Raw genomic sequence first — 16,991 nt, 5'->3', positions numbered from 1 at the left:
AATGAAATTTAGAATTCTAATTATTTTCGCACAATTTTTTTTCTACACGCATTTGGATGCGCAGCAATCTGCAACTGATTCCCTTGAAAAAACACTCTTGTATAAGGAGCTAGTTGATTCTTCCAAACTAAAAATATTGTATCAACTATCGCGAGAGTACACCTTTAATGCACCCGAAAAGGCGCTTGAATCCATTGAAAAAACAATTTCTTTGGCCCAGAAATTAAAGAAAACAAAAACTGTTGCTGATGCCTTAAGTTTGAAAGGTAAGGTATTAAAGAATAATGGCGATTTTGCGAGAGCCATTGAAGTGCATTTGGAAGCATTAAAAATGAAAGAAAGTATAAATGATGTTTTAGGGCAAAGCATCAGCAATAACGATATTGGCGTGGTGTACAAATCCATGAAAAATTACACAGAGGCCATGAAGTATTACCGAAAATCCAACCAATTGGCCAATCAGGCAAATTTTGGAAAGGGTATCGCTAACACGCTAAACAATATTGGAACTTCTTTTTTTGAATTACGAATTATTGATAGCGCAATAGTTTATTATAACAAGGCCTTAACTAAATCAGAAGAAATTGATGACCCAGCCTGCTTGGCAACTTCGTATAATAACCTGGGGACTATTTATGGATATAAGGATGCTCCGCAAATTGCTTTGGGTTATTATTTAAAATGTTTAGAAATTGACAAGTCGGGGAGCGATTCCTATGGAATGATTTTATCCATGTTAAATATTGGAGAGAGTTATAAAGAAATGAAGCAATTCTCAAAAGCGCTGGAGTATTTTTCACAAGCCGAAAAAATTTGCATCGAAAATGAAGCCAAGCCATTGCTCAAGGATGCCTATCATTCCATTGGTGATTGTTATGAAAAAATGAAAGAGTTTGACATGGCTTATTTTTATTTAGATAAATATTCTTCCCTAAAGGACAGTTTACTAAACGATGAAAGCACGCAACAAATTGCAGAAATGCAAACCAAATTTGAAGCTCAAAAAAAGGATTTGCAAATTAAAAATCAAATTGCTGAACTTGCCGTGAATAAAGCGGATGCAGCGAGAAAACGAATTCTTATTTATTTCCTTATTGGGGCAGCTTTATTAACACTTGTTATTTCGTACTTACTTTACAATCGCTATAAACTAAAGCAACAAGCATTGCTCGATTTTGAAATTTTAAAGCAACAAGAAATTCGTAGCAAAGCCATTATTGAAGCGGAGGAAAATGAGCGTCGACGTATTGCCCAAGATTTACACGATGGCATTGGTCAAATTTTATCTGCTGCAAAATTGAATTTAAGTGGCTTAGAAGATAAAATTAGTTTAGAATCCTTAGAAGCAAGAAGCCAATTTAAAAACGCTATGGATTTAGTGGATGAATCAGTAAAGGAAATACGCACAGTTAGCCACAATATGATGCCTAATGCCTTGTTGAAACTGGGGTTGGTTGCCGCTGTGCGTGAATTTGTTCAAAAATTAAATACAGGTGAAAAAGTAAAAATTGATTTGGAGGTAAATGGCTTAAATGAAAGGCTTGAACCTACCACCGAAGCAGTTTTATTTAGAGTACTTCAAGAAATTGTGAGTAATGTTATTAAACACGCTAAAGCGAATCAAGTAAGTATGCAATTAATTCGGCACGATACTGAACTTACTGCTATGGTGGAGGATAATGGGGTGGGTTTTGATACTCGAAAATTGAATGATTTTGAAGGTATTGGATTAAAAAATATACAATCGCGTATAGCTTATTTAAAAGGAAAAGTACATTTCGATTCCACTCTTGGCAAAGGAACAACTGTAGTAATTGAGATACCCATTTAATACTTTAAAATGAAAATAGGCTTATACTTTGGTTCGTTCAATCCCATTCATGTTGGGCATCTTGTTATAGCCAACCACATGGTTCAGTTTACCGATTTAGATAAAGTTTGGTTGGTAGTTAGTCCGCATAATCCGCACAAAGAAAAGTCAAGTTTGCTTGCGGATAATCATCGCTTGGCGCTTGTGAGAAGAGCGGTTGAAGATAATTCAAAGCTTAAAGCTTCAGATATTGAGTTTAAATTGCCACAACCTTCCTACACCATTAATACCCTTATTCATCTTGGCGAAAAATATCCTGCCAACGAGTTTGCACTTATCATGGGAGCGGACAATCTCACCACGTTGCACAAATGGAAAAATTACAAAGAGATACTTTCGAATTATAAAATTTATGTGTATCCCCGCCCAGGTATGAATGGGGGGGAATTGGCTCAACATGAAAATATAATTCATGTAAATGCGCCGCTTATGGAAATATCTTCCACCCATATTCGTACTGCTATCAAAGAAAAGAAGGATGTGCGGTATCTGCTAACTGAGCCGGTTTACGAATATGTGAAAGAGATGAATTTTTATAAAAAATAAACTTACTTTATCCGAAACTTAAAAATTGCACCGCCATCGCCAACTGCAAATCCTTCCTCAGCAGTTTTAAATGTGAGTGCTTGAATACTTGTCTTAGCCTCATTTGCCGATGATTTCCATGATGCACCGCCATCCTGCGTAAGCAAAGAATTACCGCTTTCTCCGCTAACCATTCCAATTTGAGCATCGTAAAATTCAACTGTGTTATAATGTAAACGTTTGCCGGTAAACAATGAATTTCCCTTTACTGAATTTGCCCAATTTTCGCCACCATCACTCGTTTTCATAAGGTTGCCATTATATCCGCAAAGAAATCCTGAAGTTGCATCTGTAAAATAAATACCTGTAAAAAAATCATCCGAAAGTGCAGTTGCATTCCAACTTATTCCGCCATCTTCTGTTTTTAGAACAGTTCCATAACCACTTGCAAATCCGGTGTTGGATGAAATAAATTCAAGGTCGCGCAATTCATGCTCTACAGTGCTAACACTTTTCCAAGTTGCGCCACTATCGGCGCTGGTAAGAATAATTCCGGAACCGAAATTATTTCCACCTACCGCAATCAAGCGACTGCCACAAAATTTTATAGCATGCATTTTTACACGGTACCGATACTCAACTGTATCCAAATTTAGTGCACGATTCCAGGTGTTTCCGCCATCGGTAGTTTTATAAATTGTCAAGAATTCAGCTAACCCAAATCCAAGTTTATCCGTAAAGAAATGCAGGTGATAAAAGGAATTGTTGGCAGTTGTAAAAATACTATTCCATGTGGAGCCACCGTCGACTGAGCGAAGAATTACACCTTCTGCACCAGCAGTCCCACCACAAGCAAATAGAGTATCGCCAAGGGGTTTAACTTGAATGGCGCGCAAGTCATGTTGCACATTGCTTTCTTGCTTTATCCATTCAATAGATGCCTTCTTTTCTTTTTTGCATTGTACGAAAGATGTCCATAGGAACAGCCATAAAAAAAGCTTTGCAATGCGCAAAGCTTGTAATGAAAAGCAATTCACCGGTTTCAAAATTTATAAGCAAGATGGTAAGATGGTACTAGCAAGGTTGCCGTGTAATCATCAAAATCCGTATTGTTTTGACGAAAGCCAAGACCTATTTGAACAATCATTGAAAAATTAGAATTGGTGTTAAACGCAAAACCGGTATTAATCATACCGGACAATGAAATTGTTGAAGCTTCTTTATAGTTAATGAATGTATCGTAGTAGTTATAATAGGAACTAGAGTTGGTAACTAATTTATAGGTAGTTTCTTCATATTTTATTTTTATCAAACCATAATAAAATGAGGGCCCAACAAAAAAGGAAACCGGTCGTTGTCCAAATGGGTATACATTTAACTCAAGGCCAAAAGTGTTTTTTCGCAGTATTGAGGTATACTTAACTTCTTCATTTGGAACGGCATTGTAATTATAGTATTGGTCATTGTTGTTGTCTTGAAAGGAATTCAAATAATCCACATCAAACACTTTATTGCTCCCCAAGCCAAATGAAACCGGAATTTTTACACCCAAAAATCCATTTGCAATAATTCGTTCGTAGCCTATTGTGATGCGTTTAAAAAATGCATCCGTTAAATTATACGAAAAGCTATTTTTCTTGGCCACAAAAGTTGGCTCTTTGGCTTTGGGTGTTTCACTCGCAGCAGCGGGATTGGATTCACTAGGAACGGCTCTGCTAATTTTAATTGTTTCGGTTTTAGGGCTTGAAAATACTTCAACCGTACCATTGGCAAATTCAATTTTGCTGACGTTTGATTTTAATTCATGATAAGAAGGGCCATCCGGATTCGTGGCTTTTTTATACACAATTTCTGACGAAGATACTTCTAATATTTTTGCTTCAACCATGTCCCCATTTTTAAAAAACATGCGATCTTGAGCACGTAGCTTAAATGTGAACAAGGAGCAAATAATAAAAACGAGTATAAAAAATGTAGTACGCATGTGCTGTTCTTTAAGCTAATACTTTACCAATTACTTCTGCCATTTTTTTACCAATTACAGCAGGCGATTCCACAACATGGATGCCACATTCGCGCATAATTTTCATTTTAGCGGCAGCCGTATCGTCTGATCCACCAACAATTGCACCTGCATGTCCCATTCTTCTTCCTGGAGGTGCAGTTTGTCCGGCAATAAATCCTACAACTGGTTTAGTTCCAAATTCTTTAATCCAATGTGCAGCTTCCGCTTCCATTCCTCCACCAATTTCACCAATCATAACAATACCTTGGGTTTCGGGATCTTTCATTAACAATTCAACAGCTTGTTTTGTGGTTGTTCCAATTATTGGGTCACCACCAATTCCAATGGCAGTAGTGATTCCAAGGCCGGCTTTCACAATTTGATCGGCTGCTTCATAGGTTAAAGTACCGGATTTACTTACGATGCCTATTGTTCCTCTTTTAAATACAAAACCCGGCATAATTCCAACTTTGGCTTCACCGGCGGTAATAACACCCGGGCAATTAGGACCAACGAGTCGACAATCTCTGCCATTCAAATATTCTTTTACTTGAATCATATCTTTAGTAGGAATACCTTCAGTAATGCAAACAATAACTTTTATGCCTGCTTCTGCGGCTTCCATAATGGCATCACCAGCAAAGGCAGGTGGCACAAAAATTATGGAAACATCCGCTCCGGTAGTTTTAACAGCATCTGCAACGGTATTAAATACAGGCTTGTCGAGATGTTTTTGTCCACCTTTCCCTGGAGTGACTCCTCCCACCACATTGGTGCCGAATTCAATCATTTGAGTGGCATGAAAAGTTCCTTCATTACCTGTAAATCCCTGAACTATAACCTTCGAATTTTTATTGACTAATACGCTCATACTTTTTATGTGTTTAGGCAAATGTAATTATTTTTTGGATAGCGAAGAAAGGTCTGTATTTACAGCATAAATCAGACACATTTATTGTTTCCGGAAATTAATACAAAGGATTTTAAAATGCGTAGTTTCGCTATCCTCAACCCTTATCGAAATAAGCACAATTTATAGACAAATTCTTCGTTATTCTGATTTGATGCAGTAGTTCAGTATTAATTTTTCTACTTTTGACGCTATACACTTTCATATATTATGCGGAATAAATTCTTTTTGAGCGTTTTATTTTTTCTTTGTTTTTCCTTTTTTGTACAAGCCCAAAAAAATGGGAAACTTATTCAGTTTTCGGGAGTGGTGGTAAGTGGCGATAGTTTGCAGCCTATACCTTTTGTAAACATCATGATTAAAAATACCTATCACGGTACCGTTAGCGATTATTATGGATATTTTTCTTTTGTGGCGCAAGAAAACGATGTTATCGAGTTTTCGGCACTGGGCTACAAAAAAAGCTCTTTTGTTATTCCTGATAGCTTAGAGGAATCACGCTATTCACTCATTCAAATGTTAAATGGAGATACCGTTTTATTGAATGCCGCAATTATTTACCCTTGGCCCACAAAGGAACAGTTTAAACAAGCTTTTATTAGTTTGGAATTGCCCAATGATGATATGGCAAGGGCTCAACGTAATTTGGAACGTGAAGCGATGCGACAACGCGGCGAGAGTATTGGAATGGACGGCTCAATGAATCAAAAATATTATATGCAACAACGCAACAGTCGTTTATATTATGCCGGTCAACTTCCTCCCAATAATTTGCTCAACCCAATTGCTTGGGCCAAATTTATCCAGGCTTGGAAGAATGGTGAATTAAAGCGCAAGTAATGAACTGTTTGGATGAATAGCGTAATGTTGCCCAAAAAAATCATTCTACTTTTTCTTTGTCTATCGGCCTTTGCTCAAGGGCTATTTGCGCAAGCTACTGCAACCGTTTATGGAACAATAATCGATAAAGAAAAAAATCCAATTGAGTTTGTAAGTGTTTCGGTTGTTGGCTTACCCGGTGCCACACAAACCGATGCAAAGGGCAAGTATTCCTTGGAAGTACCTGCAGGAAAAAAAATAAAAGTTGCTTTTTCGCACATTAGTTTTCAAACTCAATTTATTGAGATAACCCCCACTGCTAGCGAACAAATTGAGCTAAAACCTAGTCTTAGTGGCAGCGCTATAAACATCACAGAAATTCAAATAGAAGATAAAGCAACACGACAATCCACCTTAAAACGATTGGATCCTAAGCTGGTGGAAGCATTACCCACTTCCGGGGGCATTGAAGCACTCCTTAAAACTTTTCCCGGTGTAAGCAGCAACAACGAACTTAGCTCACAATACAATGTGCGCGGGGGTAATTTTGATGAAAATTTAATTTATGTAAATGACATAGAAGTATATCGTCCATTTTTAGTGCGAAGTGGGGGACAAGAAGGATTAAGTTTTGTGAATCCCGATATGGTTTCGGGGGTTTTGTTTTCGGCAGGTGGTTATGATGCCCGCTATGGCGATAAAATGAGCAGTGTGCTGGATGTAACCTATCGAAAGCCAAAAGAATTTGCGGCCAATGTGAGTGCCAGTTTATTGGGTGCGAGCATTACCCTTGAAGGTACAAATAAAAGTAAACGACTAAGTGCTATTGTGGGAGTGCGTGAGCGTTCCAACAGTTACCTGCTAAAATCGTTAGACACTAAAGGGGATTATCGACCACGTTTTATTGACGGTCAAATGTATCTCACCTATCAATTCACTACTGAGTTTGAAATGGGGCTTTTAGGTAATTATGCTCAAAATAAATACCGCTTTATTCCTACTGATAGGGAAACTGATTTTGGTACGGTGAATACTGCACTGCGCTTAAAGGTGTATTTTGATGGAAAGGAAGTAAATAATTTTGATACTTATTTAGGGGCGCTTTCATTTATTTATAAACCACAAAAGGATGTGACGCTAAAATTAATTTCCTCGGCATTTCGTTCTTATGAGAGTGAAAAATTTGATGTTTTGGGTCAGTATTTTATTGGTCAATTGGAAACTGATTTTGGCAAAGATAATTTTGGAGATGCTACCTCATTGGGCAATGTTGGAAGTTACCTTACCCACGGACGAAATTTGCTAGATGCCACTGTATTTAATGTGGAGCATAAAGGGTATAAAAAGGAATTACAATGGGGTATAAAATACCAATCGGAGTTTATAAAAGATCAAATTAGCGAATGGAAACTTCAAGATTCGGCTGGTTTTTCAATACCGCAATCTAAGCCCGATGTGTTGGAATTGCAAAATGTAGTGAAATCAAAAAATACACTTAGCTCTTCACGCATCACTGATTACATTCAAAACACTTGGCATTTTGGAGATACAACTGAGTTCTCCTTTACAGCCGGTGTGCGTTCTCATTACTGGGATGTAAACAAGCAGTTCTTAATAAGTCCACGTGCTACCATTTCAATGATTCCGAATTGGAAGAGAGATTTTTTATTTCGCTTTTCTGCAGGATACTATTATCAACCTCCCTTTTACCGGGAATTACGCGATTTAAATGGCGTAATCAATACCAATCTTAAAGCGCAAACCTCCATTCATTTTGTACTTGCCAGCGATTACAATTTTAAAATGTGGGACCGTCCATTTAAGTTTGTGGCAGAAGGCTATTACAAATATCTTGACAACTTGGTTCCTTATGAAATTGATAATGTACGTATCCGTTACTATGCCAACAATAATGCAAAAGGCTATGCAACCGGAATTGATTTAAAATTAAACGGTGAGTTTGTAAAAGGCCTTGAATCTTGGGTAAGCGTGAGTGTAATGCAAACGCAAGAAGATATTAAGGATGATTTTTACTATGACTATTACAATAAAAAGGGAAATAAAATTGTCAAAGGATATACCTTCGATCAAGTGGCAACCGACAGTGTTTTGCATACTCCCGGCTATATTCCGCGACCAACCGATCAACGCGTAAATTTTGCACTCTTTTTTCAGGATTTTATTCCACGATTTCCTTCCTGGAAAGTACACTTAAATTTATTATATGGTTCTGGTTTTCCTTTTGGTCCACCAAGTTATGAACGTTACAAGGATACCTTGCGCATTCCTCCTTACCGTAGGGTGGATATTGGATTTTCGAAACAATTGCTGAGTGAAACAAAAGTGCTACCTGCTAAAAATCCATTCCATTTTTTCAAATCCATTTGGGCGAGTGCTGAGGTATTTAATCTACTGCAAATCAGCAACACCATTTCTTATTTATGGGTTACAGATGTTACGGCGCGGCAATATGCCATTCCTAATTATTTAACCAGAAGGCAACTCAATATTAAGCTCATTTTTAAATTTTAGAGATGAATTTTAACGATCATCGGTTTCTATTATTTGCCTTTGCTGCAGCGGCACTGATAGTTTCACGTGTGCCTGTTATTGGAAAATTTTTCAGGTCCACCAATACGCTTATTCACGAGAGCGGTCATGCAATAGTAACCTTACTAACCAGTGGAAGTGTGGTTTCTATTGATCTCAACAGCGATACTTCCGGTGCAGCTACCACACAGTCCAAGTATTGGCTATTTAAAATTATGATTGCCTTAGCGGGATATACTTTCTCTTCCGGTACTGCATTTCTTCTTTTTTATTTAATCAGCAAAGCAATGTATACTTGGGTGTTTTATATTTTTTGTGCTTTTGCGTTGGTAAACCTATTGTTTTGGGTTAGGAACGCATACGGTATTTTTTGGCTGTTAATTTTTTCGGGAATATTAGGTTGGGTTTTTTATTACCGTATACCCAACTACATGTACGCTACTTCTGTTTTCTTTTCTGGAATAGTTTTATTCGAATCTGTTTTTTCGGCTGCTACTATTTGTTGGATAAGTATGAATGAGCCATCCAATGCAGGTGATGCAAGCAATCTCCGAGATTTTACCTACATCCCGGCACCCATTTGGGGAATGCTGTTTTTGACCCAAGCGATTTATTTGGGATATTTAACGGTGGAGCTTTTTATCTAAATCCGACCTCTTTTTGGATTTGATTTAATTCTAAATTTACAGTTCAAAATCTTAGCATATTTACCTATGTATTTGAAGCGTTTACTTGTACTTTCTTTGCTTTCCAGTTTTGTTTTTTTGATAGCCCTTTTTGCCTCCAATCAAGATGTGGAACAAAAGAAATTTCATACTGCTCAAGAGCATTTTGCTTTTAGTAAAAAAATGGGTGGCCCTATAGGTGCCGGAGATTATTTTCTTATTGCTGCACATTGTAAAAGTTGTCATGGGTACGATTCGTTGCACTATGCAAACATCGATTCAAGTGGCGTTGACGTAAATCTCTACGACGATTGGCAAAGCACTATTATGGCAAACTCGGCCAAGGATCCATTTTGGAGAGCAAAGGTAAGTCACGAAATTTTGGTGAATCCGGGGCATACCCTTGAGTTGCAAGATAATTGTACTTCGTGTCACGCTCCAATGGGAAATTACACATCCAAATACAAAGGCCTGGCTGCACATTATACGCTGGGCACAATGTATGGCGATTCCTTAGGTTTGGATGGCGTATCGTGCGTAAGTTGCCATGCGGTAGCGGATAGTTTGAGCTTGGGTGCAGTGTTTTCAGGTCGAATTCCTTACGATACAAACCGCACCATTTATGGTCCCTTCACGTTTCCAATGGCTGGGCCCATGCAAATTGCAACAGGCTATGCCCCAAAATACAGCGCTCATTTAAATGCTTCAAAGGCTTGTTCTCCTTGTCATACGCTTATTAATAAAAGTGTAGACTTAGCAGGAAATTATACCGGCGGATTATTTGTTGAACAAGCTACCTATCAGGAATGGCTCAATTCCGGCTACAGCCAAAACGGGATTACTTGTCAAAAGTGCCACATGCCAAAAGCAAAAGGCGGGGTGGTAATTGTAAATAACAACCAATCGGTTCCCTATCGCGCACCTTACAATCAACACATATTTGTAGGCGGAAATTCACTAATGGTAAATCTCTTAAAACAAAATAAAAATAAGCTGGGCATACCCATTGATGACAGGTATTTTGATTCCACATTTACAGCTACAAATGAGTTGCTTCAAAAGAATACACTTGACTTAGTTTTGACAACTGATAGTATAGCTAGCGATACAGCATATTTTACGGTAAGTTTGACCAATAAAGCCGGACATAAATTTCCATCCGGCTATCCATCGCGTCGTGCGGTACTGCAATTGGTAGTTAAAGATGCGCAACAAGATACATTGTTCAAGTCGGGTATTTTTCATTCTGATTTTAGAGTGAGTGGAGAGAACGTAAACTATGAGCCACATCGGGATGTTATTCGCCAAAACAATCAAACTCAAATTTATGAATTGGTAATGGGAGATGTGAATCGGCAAGTAACTACAGTTGCCGAGCGTGCCGCTTTTTTATTAAAAGATAATCGCTTGCCTCCTTTAGGTTTTACAAGCAGCCATTTAAGTTACGATACTGCAAAAATTTCGAGTGATGCCCTGGCTGATGCAGATTTTAATAAGGTTAATGCTATAGAAGGAAGCGGGAGTGATAAGGTGCATTTTCATATTCCACGCGCCGGTATTAGCGGTTATGTGAGCATTAATGCAAAATTGTTTTATCAAACTATGCCACCAAAATGGCTGAGTGAGATGTTGGGATATAGCAGTGCCGAATTGGATAGTTTTAAAACAATGTATACTGCTGCCGATAAAACTCCTGTACTAATTGATTCTGCTAGTATATTGAATGTTTCTCTTGCACTTAACAAAAAACAAGTTCTTGCGAATGAGGTATTGATTTATCCAAGTATTACAAGCGGTCGAATCAATGTTAATGTACATTTCCCTAATTCAATCCAATCTATTGAAGTGTTTAATAATGAAGGAAAAAGAATACTTCAACAACAGTTTCAAGATCTTACGCAAACTTGTTATGTGGACGTGAATACCAGTGCAGGAATTTATTATCTCAAAATTAAAACAGAATTAGGCATGGTGTACAAAAAAGTATACAAGTCTTAGTTAATGTTTTGTCTGCTGCACTTGGTGTAAGAAGGAAGTTACAAAGTTGCTTTCACGTGACTTAAGTTAAGCATTTATTGTCTTACTTGTGAACCTACTTTTAACTAGATATTTCTTTTATCCAACCCAATTTCCATTTAGAAATCGAACATAAAGGATAATCTGAAAAGTTATATTTAGTGTGATTAATAAAAAAAAAGCTAATTTTCTTACTAAAAAGTTATCTAATTTAATCACAAAAATTAAAGACACATAAATCGATAATAAAAAATATTTTAAGAAAGTTTGGATATGGACATATGAACCTAAGAGCAACCAAAATAAAATTATTGAACCAAATATGTAAAATAATTCTTTTGTCTTGATGTCATAATTTAGTTTTGTCCAAAAATTAAATGCAATAATTATAAATGGGCATGCAAAAATAAAACGGTTTAAACTGAAAAGTGTTCCTCCACGGAGCATTATAAATAGGGTTATTCCACATAAATAGATTAGTGAGAAGATAACCTCTTTAGGTATAGATGTATTTTTTAAGAATGATGCCTTAAAATAAATTGATAATAATAGTATTCCTGAAAAAATTCCAAATAACATTGATGCACCATCAAGTCTAACAATTAAACCTCCTCCCCATGATGTATAAGGAAGTATAGGGAAGTGAAGGACTCCGCCCCAGCCTTTACTAATTTCAAAATACGCAAACCAATTTCCAGTATAGTAAGAATGAATTCCAAAAACAATTGCTAATCCAATTAGTGAAATAATAATGTAGGATAATATTCTCAATATTGATTTAGTATTTAATTTTTCATACAATATTTCAGTAAAAATTACTGCAGGAATTAAAAAAATAAAGGAAGGTCTTGTTAAAGCGCATAGAAATATTCCCATGCTTATTAGAATAGTTTTTTCTTTTTTGACTCCATAAATAGTTAGCGTTGAAGTTGCAAAGAATAGTGATTCTGTGTAAGGAAGATAGAAGAAGATAAAGCTTGGAATACTTAAATATAGTACTATTTCTAGTGTGCTTAGATTCAATAATTTAATCAGGAGATAATAGGATATTAAAAATACTAACGCATTTATCAAAGCCATACTGTAAATACCGCAGGACAATATGTACCATACTATTGGAAAAAGTGGAAAGAAAGCTATCCGAAACCCGGCATACCCATTTTTTTTTATCCAATTATAATGTTCAGCATCCCAGTTCAAAAAATTCGTTTCTTTTAATAAATCTGGAAAGAGAAATAACCTAATGAGACCAAGTAACAAGCACAAGAATGCTAAATATAAAATTATGGTCCATGCCTTTTTATTATTGAAAAGGTATTTCATTCTCATTTATTTGTCTTCATTTTGGTTGGGTATCAACCTATTTCAGGAACGCACAATTTTTGGGATAACCTATAACAGTGCGCTTTTAGTGCGAATTAATCTTTTTATTCCACATACAAAACCAAGCCTTTTAAATAAGAGCCTTCGGGGTGAAAGATGCTTGGCGCATGGTCTTGTGGTTGGCTTAAATGATGCAGCACTCTTACATTTCTTTTGGCAATAATGGCTGCCGACATCACCGTGCTATTAAATAAATTGGTATCCACAACTTGCGAGCATGAAAAAGTAAAAAGAATTCCTTCGCTTTTAATTTTACGAAAAGCCTCTGCATTTAAGCGTTTGTAACCTTGCACTGCATTGTGTTTCACATTTTGATGTTTCGCAAAGGCCGGTGGGTCCAGCACAATCACATCGTATTTATTATCAGCTGTTGCTAAAAAATCAAAAGTATCGAGTGCAAAGGAGGCATGTGTGGAAGCAGCAGAAAATGCCTCCTTATTTAATTCTATATTTTTATCGGTAAGTTCAATTGCTTTCTTCGAACTGTCCACACTGTGCACCAATGTAGCTCCGGCACGCATGGCAAAAACCGAAAATCCTCCTGAATAGCAAAATGTATTCGCTACAGATTTATTTTTACTGTACTGCGCCAGTAAGTTCCGATTTTCGCGTTGGTCAATAAAAAATCCTGTTTTTTGGCCGGTTTCCCAATCAATCGAAAACTTATTTCCATATTCCAACACCTCATTGCTTTTCGTTTTGCCCCACAAAAGCCCATTCGTTGCTTTAATTTCAGACTGTTTGGGCATGGTCTCTTCACTTTTATCATAAACAGCATCCAGCTTAGAACCATATATTTTTTGAAGCGCTTCAATGATGTTCGATTTAATTAAATGCATCCCAATCGAATGCGTTTGCAGCACAGCGGTGCCATTGTAAAAATCAATAATTAATCCCGGCATTCCATCACCTTCAGCATGTAACAAGCGATACACATTTGTTTCAGAATTATCTGTTAAACCCAAGGCTTGACGAACTTTATATGCTGCTTCAATTTTTGCATTCCAAAAGTGTTGGTTGAGCGCTACTTCTTCAAACGCAAAAACACGCACTGCAATTGTTCCAAACTGATAGTGGCCTACTCCTAAAAATTCATCGTGGTTGGAAACTACCTTCACCACATCGCCTTCAGCAGGCTCAAACTCTTTTCCTTCGGCATTTTTTATTTTTTTGATGGCACCCGAAAATACCCATGGATGAAACCTTCGCAAAGATTGATCTTTACCTGAACTTAAAATTACTTTAGGAATTGCAGCATTCATTTTGTTTCGCACTTTTTTAATGAGGCGCAAAGTTAAAATTATTCTGCCGTCATTATTTTCTTTAATTTTAGGGCAATGAATTCGATGCCGCAAAACATTCAGGAAGTTAAGGAGCTCTTTATGGATAGCCTTTTCCCGCTCTATGATAGAGAGGAAGTTAAGAATTTTTGCTTTTTAACTTGTGAGAAATTTCTAAACTTCTCTCGCATCGATTTGCGCCAAAAATCAGCAATGGAAATTCAGGTAGACTTGGCTAAAAAATTTACAACCGTAGTGGAAGAATTAATGCAACATAAGCCAATTCAATACATTCTGGGAGAAACAGAATTTTATGGATTAATATTTTTGGTGGATGAAAATGTGTTAATTCCGCGTCAAGAAACCGAAGAACTGGTGGATTGGATCCTAAATCAAAACAAAAGTGTGGATGCTAAATCACCTGCAAGAAAGCCGTCATTAATTAGAATTCTTGATATTGGAACGGGAAGTGGTTGCATACCTATTGCCCTTAAAAAAAACATGCAAAGCGCACAAGTTTTTGCCTTGGATGTGTCAGAAAAGGCACTGCATCAAGCTCAAACAAATGCTAGGTTAAATGATGTTTCGATTGAATTTATAAGGCAAGATATTTTGAATATAGATGTATCCATTGATGCGCTTGCAACAGCCTTTGATGTTATGATTAGCAATCCGCCTTACATTCGAAATTCGGAAAGCAGACTGATGCATAAAAATGTGCTCGAATATGAACCGCATTTGGCTTTATTTGTGCCCGATGAAAATCCTTTATTGTTTTATGAAGCGATTGCTACTTTCGCAAAAAAAACGCTTCGATTAAATGGGCAAATTTATTTTGAAATTAACGAAGCACTTGGTGGGGATGTAATCAAACTCCTCGCAAATAAGGGTTTTAAACAAATTGAGTTACGAAAAGATTTAAATGGTAAAGACAGAATGATAAAAGCAATAAACGCTTAAAATATGAATGAGGAAGAAGCAAGAGTTCGAATCGCAGAGTTATCGAAGCAAATTGAAGCACACAATTATAATTATTACATACAATCAAGTCCTACCATCAGTGACTATGATTTTGATATGTTGTTGGAGGAATTAATAAAACTCGAAAAGCAGTTTCCCGAATTGTTGCGCGATGATTCTCCTTCACAACGGGTGGGAGGTACCATCACCAAAGAGTTTAAAACTGTTCAACACAAGTATCCCATGTTATCGCTCGGGAATACATATTCAGCTGAGGAGATTAATGATTTTGACGGACGAATTCGCAAAGTAATAACCGAGGAGTTTGAGTATGTGTGTGAATTAAAATACGATGGTGTGGCAATCGGATTAACTTACAAAAATGGAAAACTAATACTGGCGGTCACACGCGGTGATGGCGTTCAAGGCGACGATGTTACTGCCAATGTAAGAACTATAAAAAGTATTCCTTTGACACTTCATGGTTTGGATATTCCTGAAGAATTTGAGGTGCGAGGCGAAATTTTTATGCCGCGCAAATCCTTCGATGAAATAAATAAAGAGCGTGAAGAAATTGATGAAGCACCCTTGGCAAATCCAAGAAACGCAGCTTCCGGAACGCTTAAGATGCAAGATTCTTCGGTGGTGGCAAAGCGCAATTTGGATTGCTACCTCTACTTCGTTTATGGTGAAAACTTGCCTTTCCAAACCCATTACGAAAGTTTGGAAGCCCTTAAAAAATGGCGTTTTAAAGTTTCACCGCATACTCGTTTGTGTAAAAATAGTGCTGAAATAGCTGATTTTATTGCGTATTGGAATACCGAACGGAATAACTTGGGATTTGATATTGATGGAATTGTGTTGAAAGTAAATAATTACCGTCAGCAGCAAATACTTGGATTTACAAGCAAAACGCCACGTTGGGCTATATCATACAAATTTAAAGCAGAGCAAGTTTCAACCAAATTGCTTTCGATTGTATACCAAGTGGGCCGCACCGGAGCAATAACACCGGTTGCTAACCTACAGCCGGTTCCTTTAGCTGGAACGCTTGTTAAACGTGCTTCTTTGCACAATGCCGATATTATCGAAAAGTTAGACATTAGAGTAGGGGATACTGTTTTTGTGGAAAAAGGAGGGGAAATCATTCCCAAAATTATAGGGGTGGATCTCACAAAAAGAGAAGCCGATTCAGTTCCAACTCATTATGCCGAAAACTGTCCGGAATGCGGAACTGTCTTGATTCGTAAAGAAGGAGAAGCCAATCATTACTGCCCGAATGAATTGGGTTGCCCTCCTCAAATTAAGGGAAAGATTGAGCATTTTGTTAGCCGTAAGGCGATGAACATTGACAGTATTGGAGCAGAAACAATTGAGCAATTATTCAATGCCAATCTCCTTCACACCATTGCCGATATTTATGATTTGCGTGAAGAACAACTTCTTCCTTTGGAACGCATGGCACAAAAAAGTGTCACCAATTTATTAGAGGGAATTGAGCAATCGAAAAAGATACCTTTTGAGCGTGTTTTGTTTGCAATAGGGATACGCCATGTTGGAGAAACAATGGCGAAGAAGATTGCTTATAATTTTAAATCCTTGGATAATCTTTTAACCGGGCTCGATCAATTGGAGCAGGTGGATGAGATTGGTCCCCGCATAGCTGAAAGTGTGAAGGCTTACTTTGCGGATGAAAGGAATATGCTGATTGTAAATCGATTAAGATCTCAAGGACTCAATTTTGAACTCTCACAGGAAATGGCCTTGAACTTTACAGACAAACTGAAAGGTTTGTCATTTGTGGTTTCCGGAGTATTCACAAAATTTAATCGCGACGACCTCAAAAAGGTAATCGAACAAAATGGTGGAAAAAATGTAGGTTCCATATCCACAAAAACTAACTTTGTGTTGGCAGGAGAAAATATGGGTCCTGCCAAATTGGAAAAGGCAGAAAAATTGGGAATTAAAATTATTAATGAGGAGGAGTTTATTGAAATGCTGAATTAAC

13 protein-coding genes are annotated in these 16,991 nt (G+C 37.2%); 8 read left to right on the top strand and 5 right to left on the bottom strand.

Going from position 1 to position 16,991, the window contains the following annotated elements; translation table 11 throughout:
• Nucleotide 1 precedes the first annotated feature (1 nt).
• Nucleotides 2-1,831, top strand: a complete 1,830-nt coding sequence (locus tag IPP32_15935) for a sensor histidine kinase (GenBank protein MBL0049576.1) — start codon at nucleotides 2-4, stop codon at nucleotides 1,829-1,831.
• Nucleotides 1,832-1,840: 9 nt separating this feature from the next.
• Nucleotides 1,841-2,416 carry a nicotinate-nucleotide adenylyltransferase gene (locus IPP32_15930; GenBank protein MBL0049575.1) on the top strand — a complete coding sequence of 192 codons (576 nt, stop codon included), beginning with the start codon at nucleotides 1,841-1,843 and terminating at the stop codon, nucleotides 2,414-2,416.
• A gap of 2 nt (nucleotides 2,417-2,418) precedes the next feature.
• On the opposite strand, the gene IPP32_15925 is transcribed toward IPP32_15930, so the two are convergent.
• From IPP32_15925 to sucD, 3 genes are read right to left on the bottom strand one after another with little or no spacing between them, the layout of a single operon-like run.
• Complete coding sequence (locus IPP32_15925; GenBank protein MBL0049574.1) at nucleotides 2,419-3,441, bottom strand: hypothetical protein; 1,023 nt, start codon at nucleotides 3,439-3,441, stop codon at nucleotides 2,419-2,421.
• Nucleotides 3,438-4,379 (bottom strand): hypothetical protein, encoded by a 942-nt coding sequence (locus tag IPP32_15920; protein MBL0049573.1) that lies wholly within the window; start codon nucleotides 4,377-4,379, stop codon nucleotides 3,438-3,440. Before IPP32_15920 ends, IPP32_15925 begins: the two co-directional genes overlap by 4 nt.
• A 10-nt stretch (nucleotides 4,380-4,389) precedes the next feature.
• The gene (gene sucD / locus IPP32_15915; GenBank protein ID MBL0049572.1) at nucleotides 4,390-5,271 is read right to left on the bottom strand and encodes a succinate--CoA ligase subunit alpha; all 882 of its coding nucleotides are present in this window, start codon (nucleotides 5,269-5,271) and stop codon (nucleotides 4,390-4,392) included.
• A 267-nt stretch (nucleotides 5,272-5,538) separates the two neighbouring features.
• On the opposite strand from sucD, the gene IPP32_15910 reads away from it, so the two are divergent.
• The 4 genes from IPP32_15910 to IPP32_15895 all read left to right on the top strand — a co-directional run bounded on the left by IPP32_15910 (nucleotide 5,539) and on the right by IPP32_15895 (nucleotide 11,342).
• Complete coding sequence (locus IPP32_15910) at nucleotides 5,539-6,150, top strand: carboxypeptidase-like regulatory domain-containing protein (protein ID MBL0049571.1); 612 nt, start codon at nucleotides 5,539-5,541, stop codon at nucleotides 6,148-6,150.
• A gap of 12 nt (nucleotides 6,151-6,162) precedes the next feature.
• Nucleotides 6,163-8,661: a TonB-dependent receptor gene (locus tag IPP32_15905; GenBank protein MBL0049570.1), complete on the top strand. Its 2,499-nt coding sequence runs from the start codon at nucleotides 6,163-6,165 to the stop codon at nucleotides 8,659-8,661.
• A gap of 2 nt (nucleotides 8,662-8,663) precedes the next feature.
• Nucleotides 8,664-9,326: a M50 family metallopeptidase gene (locus tag IPP32_15900; protein MBL0049569.1), complete on the top strand. Its 663-nt coding sequence runs from the start codon at nucleotides 8,664-8,666 to the stop codon at nucleotides 9,324-9,326.
• Between the two features lie 66 nt (nucleotides 9,327-9,392).
• Nucleotides 9,393-11,342 carry a T9SS type A sorting domain-containing protein gene (locus tag IPP32_15895; GenBank protein MBL0049568.1) on the top strand — a complete coding sequence of 650 codons (1,950 nt, stop codon included), beginning with the start codon at nucleotides 9,393-9,395 and terminating at the stop codon, nucleotides 11,340-11,342.
• Nucleotides 11,343-11,459: 117 nt separating this feature from the next.
• Here IPP32_15895 and IPP32_15890 read toward each other — a convergent pair whose 3' ends face one another.
• Together IPP32_15890 and IPP32_15885 are read right to left on the bottom strand one after the other, a co-directional pair.
• Nucleotides 11,460-12,683, bottom strand: a complete 1,224-nt coding sequence (locus tag IPP32_15890; protein ID MBL0049567.1) for a hypothetical protein — start codon at nucleotides 12,681-12,683, stop codon at nucleotides 11,460-11,462.
• 104 nt (nucleotides 12,684-12,787) lie between these two features.
• A complete protein-coding gene (locus IPP32_15885) occupies nucleotides 12,788-13,993 on the bottom strand; it encodes a class I SAM-dependent rRNA methyltransferase (GenBank protein MBL0049566.1) in 1,206 nt (401 codons plus the stop codon).
• A gap of 96 nt (nucleotides 13,994-14,089) precedes the next feature.
• Here IPP32_15885 and prmC point away from each other — a divergent pair, with 96 nt between their 5' ends.
• Together prmC and ligA are read left to right on the top strand one after the other, a co-directional pair.
• Nucleotides 14,090-14,983: a peptide chain release factor N(5)-glutamine methyltransferase gene (gene prmC, locus IPP32_15880; GenBank protein MBL0049565.1), complete on the top strand. Its 894-nt coding sequence runs from the start codon at nucleotides 14,090-14,092 to the stop codon at nucleotides 14,981-14,983.
• Between the two features lie 3 nt (nucleotides 14,984-14,986).
• Complete coding sequence (gene ligA, locus IPP32_15875; GenBank protein ID MBL0049564.1) at nucleotides 14,987-16,990, top strand: NAD-dependent DNA ligase LigA; 2,004 nt, start codon at nucleotides 14,987-14,989, stop codon at nucleotides 16,988-16,990.
• Nucleotide 16,991 lies beyond the last annotated feature (1 nt).

The organism is Bacteroidota bacterium, assembly GCA_016721765.1.
In the GTDB taxonomy this organism is placed as follows: Bacteria; Bacteroidota; Bacteroidia; order UBA4408; family UBA4408; genus UBA4408.
The sequence above is the reverse complement of the archived record's forward strand: the minus strand, read 5'-3'. Positions and strand labels throughout refer to the sequence as shown.